Consider the following 5,863-nt stretch of genomic DNA (forward strand, 5'->3'; position numbering starts at 1 on the left):
CTAAGTCAGAAATCTAAGTCAAAAGTAAGAGGCGAAAGTAAGAGGCGAAAGTAAGAGGCGAAAGTAAGAGGCGAAAGTAAGAGGCGAAAGTAAGAGGCGAAAGTAAGACTAGTTGACCAAAGTGGTGATAAAACACCCCTTTTAACATAATTTTCTGATCATATGGTGTTACCAATGGTCCGATATCTGACAATTGCCGGAACACAATCTAAATATCTATTTTTCAATCAAAAATACAATTGATTTAAGGTATTGTATATTCCATCGAACTAAATAAATCGAAGTTTTTGGGCATTACCAAGAAAGAACTGACATTTCTGCTGAGCTAAGTTTCGTTATTTTTTCCATTGGTTTTTCAAGTTAAACAAAATAAATAACTTTGGTGTACTACCAAGAATGCATAAATCAATTTTCTTGGTTATGAAGCATAATTGTTAAATTCATTGAGCCAATGAATTATCCCGGTAATTACTCATTACTAGCCCTTTTTGTGTTTTGGAAAAACTTGTAAGAGGTATGTTCTATGCAGAGCACAGCTATTGGACCCAACAAACTTTTTATCAAATTTGATTAGTCATCTAACGATGGTAATAGGAAAGATTGAAAATCTATCGGGAGGATAAATGTAATAGATTGGCGAAGCCGAAGACTATTTCAGAATGAGATTACCATAAAAAGGTTTTATTGTTCTTTTTCTTGGCTATTAAATAGAAATACTAATCGAATGCAAATAGATCGTTCTGACAATAACTGTATGATGTGTTCCTATAGGGTAGCAGATTAAACTTAGGATTCAAAATGCATTGTGTTTTGCATATTTTTTTACGCATGATACCTAGCACTTTATGCCTAAATACTCTGCAAGAAACCCAATATCGTTGGTTTTTTCTTCTAAATCAAAAATTAGATTATGTTACTGGTAGATTTGATTCTAAAGATTACTCTGATGCTGGCTATTACTATTCAATAAAGATGTATGATGTGTTCTTTTATAAACTTTAAGATTTAACTAATTTGTGCTTGAAGGATAACGTCCTATACGATAAGTTGCATTTTGAGGTAACTAATGAGGAATGAGAATGAAACCTTGGAGTCCAGACAGTTGGAGAGATTTTCCAATTGTTCAACAACCGGAATACCCGGATAAAGATAAACTACAGAATATTGAATCAGAACTAAACGCAGCACCGCCATTGGTTTTTGCAGAGGAAACTCGAAGCCTCTACAAAAGCTTATCAGATGTGTGCGAAGGCAAAGCGTTTTTATTGCAAGGCGGTGACTGTGCAGAGTCATTTTCTGACTTCAGTGCGACCAACATTAGAGATACATTCAAAACTCTTTTACAAATGGCGGTTGTCCTTACATATGGTGGGAAATGCCCGGTAGTAAAAATTGCACGCATGGCCGGGCAATATGCAAAGCCGAGATCGTCTGATTATGAAACCATCGACGGCGTTTCTTTGCCTTCATACCGTGGAGACATTATTAATAGTTTTGAATTCACAGAAGAAGCTAGAATCCCAGACCCAGCAAGGCTCATGAAAGCATACCACCATAGTGCATCGACGTTAAATTTACTTAGAGCGTTCGCACAAGGTGGATTGGCAGATTTACATCAAGTCAGTCGTTGGAATATGAGTTTCGTTGCAGCGAATCCGCTGAGAGATAAATTTCAACAAATGGCTAATCGCATTCAAGACGCTCTGGAATTTATGGAAGTCTGTGGAATAGATGCAACAGTAGCTCCAAGTTTAAAAGAAACGCACTTGTACACATCCCACGAAGCGCTTCTGCTAGGTTATGAACAGGCGTTAACAAGACGCGACCATTTAACTGGTGATTGGTATGACTGTTCAGCGCACTTTGTTTGGATAGGCGAAAGAACAAGGCAACTAGACCACGCACATATTGAATTTTTTAGAGGGATTAAAAACCCGATAGGCGTTAAAGTGGGGCCGGGTATGCAGCCTGACGACCTAATCAAGCTTATCGATGCCCTGAACCCAGACAATACACCAGGTAGACTAACATTAATCACGCGTATGGGTGCAGATGTGCTTCCGGAAAAATTGCCAGCGCTAGTCAGGCGAGTGCAAAGTGAAGGGCGAAATGTTGTTTGGACTTCAGATCCAATGCATGGCAACACTGAAAAAGCGAGTACAGGTTATAAAACACGTAGCTTCAATAATATTTTACGTGAAATCAGCCAGTTTTTCGCCGTACATAAAGCAGAAGGCTCATATGCTGGCGGTGTACATCTAGAGATGACTGGGCAGCACGTAACAGAATGTATTGGCGGTGCATACGGCTTGTCTGATGAAGACTTAGCACAAAGATACAGAACTCAATGCGACCCAAGGCTCAATGCAGATCAAGTACTTGAGTTAGGTTTCTTAGTTGCAGACCTTCTGAAGGATGCAAAAGACAGAGTTTAACGAAAATAAAAAGGCCGCTAAATGCGGCCTTTTTTAATATTTGTGTCTAGACAGACCAGCTTCAGCAATAATCTTGGCTGATATTTCTTCGACAGAAAACTTTGTCGAATTCAAAAAAGGCGTTTTGTGCTTCTTAAAAAGCATTTCAACCTCTCTGACTTCGATACGACACTGCCTTATTGAAGCATACTTTGAGTTAGCCATTCTCTCTTGGCGTATAGACGCCAACCTCTCTGGGTCTATGGTCAAACCAAAAAGCTTTTTCTTGTGCTCCAATAGAAACTTTGGAAAGTTTCCTTTTTCAAGGTCGTCTTCAGTGATGGGGTAATTTGCAGCTTTGATACCGTATTGCAACGCAAGATATAGACTAGCAGGAGTTTTGCCACTTCGACTAACGCCAACAAGTATGATATCAGCCTCGTCATAATCTTTGATATTAGCGCCATCGTCATTAGCTAACGCATAATTAACTGCAGATATTCTAAAGTCATAGGTTTTTTCATGAATGCTGTGCGTTCTATGTACTTTTGGAACAGGCTTGACTTTAAGTTCGCGCTTAACTATTTCACTTGCGTAAGAGAGGAAGTCGTAGCATACCCCTTCTGACGATAAAATAATATCGGACAATTCAGGGTTAACAAAAGTAAAGAAGACAAGAGGTGGCTCTCCACTAGATTCCGCCAATTTGTTTATTGTCGCTTTAACGGCGTTTGCTTTGTCGACAGTTTCAATAAATGGAAGCGTTTTATGGTCGAACTCTACAGGAAACATAGACAGAGTTGCATGCCCAAAAACTTCAGCTGTAATAGCTGTGCCATCTGAAATATAAAATGCTGTTCTCATTTTAACCTTTTCATTACTTTTTTAGTATTTTTTCAAGTCTTGGTTTACGCGGCTATACTTACCGTTGTAGAATGCCTTCGACCTAAAGGAAGGTCAAACAATCTCTCACATTTATTACAATTTGTTTTTGGAGACAGTTCCGTGCAAGACTACGTTCTCTGGTATCAAGAATTAGGTATGCATGACGTACCTCGAGTTGGTGGTAAAAACGCTTCTCTTGGTGAAATGATATCTAACCTTGCTAACGCTGGTGTACAAGTACCAGGTGGATTCGCGACTACAGCAGAAGCGTTCAACGAGTTCCTTGAGCAGTCAGGGCTTAATGAAAAAATCCACACTATTTTAGACACCCTAGATGTTGACGACGTCAACGAGCTGGCAAAAGTAGGTAGCCAGATTCGACAGTGGGTAATCGACACTCCTTTCCAACCAGAATTAGATCAAGCCATCCGTGAAGCGTACAAATCTCTTCATGGCGAAGATAGCAACGACGTATCTTTTGCCGTACGCTCATCTGCAACCGCAGAAGATATGCCAGACGCCTCTTTCGCTGGTCAACAAGAAACTTTCCTAAACGTTCGCGGCATCGATGCAGTAATGGTTGCTATAAAGCACGTTTTTGCATCTCTATTTAATGACCGAGCGATTTCTTATCGTGTTCACCAAGGTTATGATCACAGAGGTGTTGCTTTATCTGCCGGCATCCAACGTATGGTTCGTTCTGATAAAGCTTCTTCTGGTGTAATGTTTTCAATCGATACCGAATCTGGTTTTGAAGATGTAGTATTTGTTACTTCAAGCTATGGCCTAGGTGAAATGGTTGTACAAGGTGCCGTAAACCCTGATGAGTTTTACGTACACAAACCAACTCTAGCGAAAGGCAATCCAGCTGTAGTTAGAAGAAACATTGGCTCTAAAGCAATTCAAATGATTTACTCAAGTGATGAGTCACACGGTAAGCAAGTAGAAATTGTAGATATGGACCCTGCGCTTTCGAACAAATTCTCTATTACAGATGAAGAGGTTCAAGAGCTCGCGAAACAAGCTGTAATTATCGAAAAGCACTACGGCCGTCCAATGGATATCGAGTGGGCAAAAGACGGTAACGATGGCAAGCTTTATATCGTTCAAGCAAGACCAGAAACAGTTAGGTCAAACGAAGACGCAAATGTAATGGAGCGCTTCCAATTACAAGAAAAGTCTAACGTGGTTTGCGAAGGTAGAGCTATCGGTCACAAGATTGGTACAGGTATTGTGCGTGTTCTAACATCAATCGATGAAATGGACAAAGTACAGCAAGGCGATGTGCTTGTAACAGACATGACAGACCCTGATTGGGAACCAATCATGAAGCGCGCGTCTGCAATTGTAACTAATCGCGGTGGTAGAACTTGTCACGCAGCTATCATTGCTCGAGAGTTAGGTATTCCAGCTGTCGTAGGGTGTGGTAACGCAACAGATACAATTAAGCATGGCGACGCGGTGACTGTATCTTGCTCAGAGGGTGATACAGGTTATATTTATGAAGGTGAATTGAAGTTTGACGTTATTTCTTCACGCATTGATTCAATGCCAGATCTGCCATTAAAGATCATGATGAACGTTGGTAACCCAGATAGAGCATTTGACTTTGCAAAGTTACCACATGCTGGTATCGGACTTGCGAGACTAGAATTCATCATCAACCGCATGATCGGTGTTCATCCTAAAGCACTCATTAATTTTGACAGCCAATCAGAAGAACTAAAATCAGAGATTACAGATATAATCGCTGGTTATGAATCTCCGGTTGAGTTTTACATCGCTAAATTAGTTGAAGGTATCGCTACACTTGGTTCTGCCTTTGCGCCAGAAAAAGTGATTGTTCGTATGTCTGACTTTAAGTCAAACGAGTACGCAAACCTAATTGGCGGTCAACAATACGAGCCTGAAGAAGAAAACCCGATGATTGGTTTCCGTGGTGCATCACGCTATATTTCTGAAGATTTCAGAGAGTGTTTTGCACTTGAATGTGAAGCGATTAAGCGTGTTCGAAATGAAATGGGCCTTACAAATGTAGAAATCATGATTCCATTTGTAAGAACATTAGAAGAAGCAGCTAGAGTAATTGAACTACTCGAAGAGCATGGATTAAAGCGTGGCGAAAACGGCCTTCGCGTGATTATGATGTGCGAACTTCCTTCAAATGCATTACTTGCTGATGAATTCTTAGAATACTTTGACGGATTTTCAATTGGTTCAAATGACCTTACTCAACTTACGCTTGGTTTGGACAGAGATTCAGGACTGATTGCTCATTTATTTGATGAGAGAAATCCAGCTATTAAGAAACTACTTTCTATGGCGATTAAAACAGCCAAAGAGAAAGGCAAGTACGTAGGTATTTGTGGACAAGGTCCTTCAGATCACGAAGACTTTGCAGCTTGGTTAGTAGAGCAGGGTATCGATACGGTTTCTTTAAATCCAGACACCGTACTTGAAACTTGGTTGTACCTTGCTGAAAAATTCAAGAATTAAGTTTTTATTCTTAGCGCCTAGTTTTATCTAGGCGCTACATTTGAGCGCTACATTTGAACTCTACATTT

3 protein-coding genes are annotated in these 5,863 nt (G+C 40.1%); 2 read left to right on the forward strand and 1 reads right to left on the reverse strand.

From position 1 onward, the window contains the following. The first annotated feature begins 1,079 nt into the window (after window positions 1-1,079). A complete protein-coding gene (locus tag N480_RS17090; protein WP_196761514.1) occupies window positions 1,080-2,435 on the forward strand; it encodes a class II 3-deoxy-7-phosphoheptulonate synthase in 1,356 nt (451 codons plus the stop codon). A gap of 33 nt (window positions 2,436-2,468) precedes the next feature. Here the strand turns inward: N480_RS17090 and N480_RS17095 are convergent, their stop codons facing one another. Next, window positions 2,469-3,278, reverse strand: coding sequence for a pyruvate, water dikinase regulatory protein (locus N480_RS17095; RefSeq protein WP_063373661.1), 810 nt, complete (start codon window positions 3,276-3,278; stop codon window positions 2,469-2,471). Between the two features lie 141 nt (window positions 3,279-3,419). Here N480_RS17095 and ppsA point away from each other — a divergent pair, with 141 nt between their 5' ends. Then, window positions 3,420-5,795: a phosphoenolpyruvate synthase gene (ppsA, locus tag N480_RS17100; protein ID WP_063373662.1), complete on the forward strand. Its 2,376-nt coding sequence runs from the start codon at window positions 3,420-3,422 to the stop codon at window positions 5,793-5,795. Window positions 5,796-5,863: the final 68 nt, after the last annotated feature.

This window comes from Pseudoalteromonas luteoviolacea S2607, assembly GCF_001625575.1.
GTDB classification, from domain to species: domain Bacteria; phylum Pseudomonadota; class Gammaproteobacteria; order Enterobacterales; family Alteromonadaceae; genus Pseudoalteromonas; species Pseudoalteromonas luteoviolacea_E.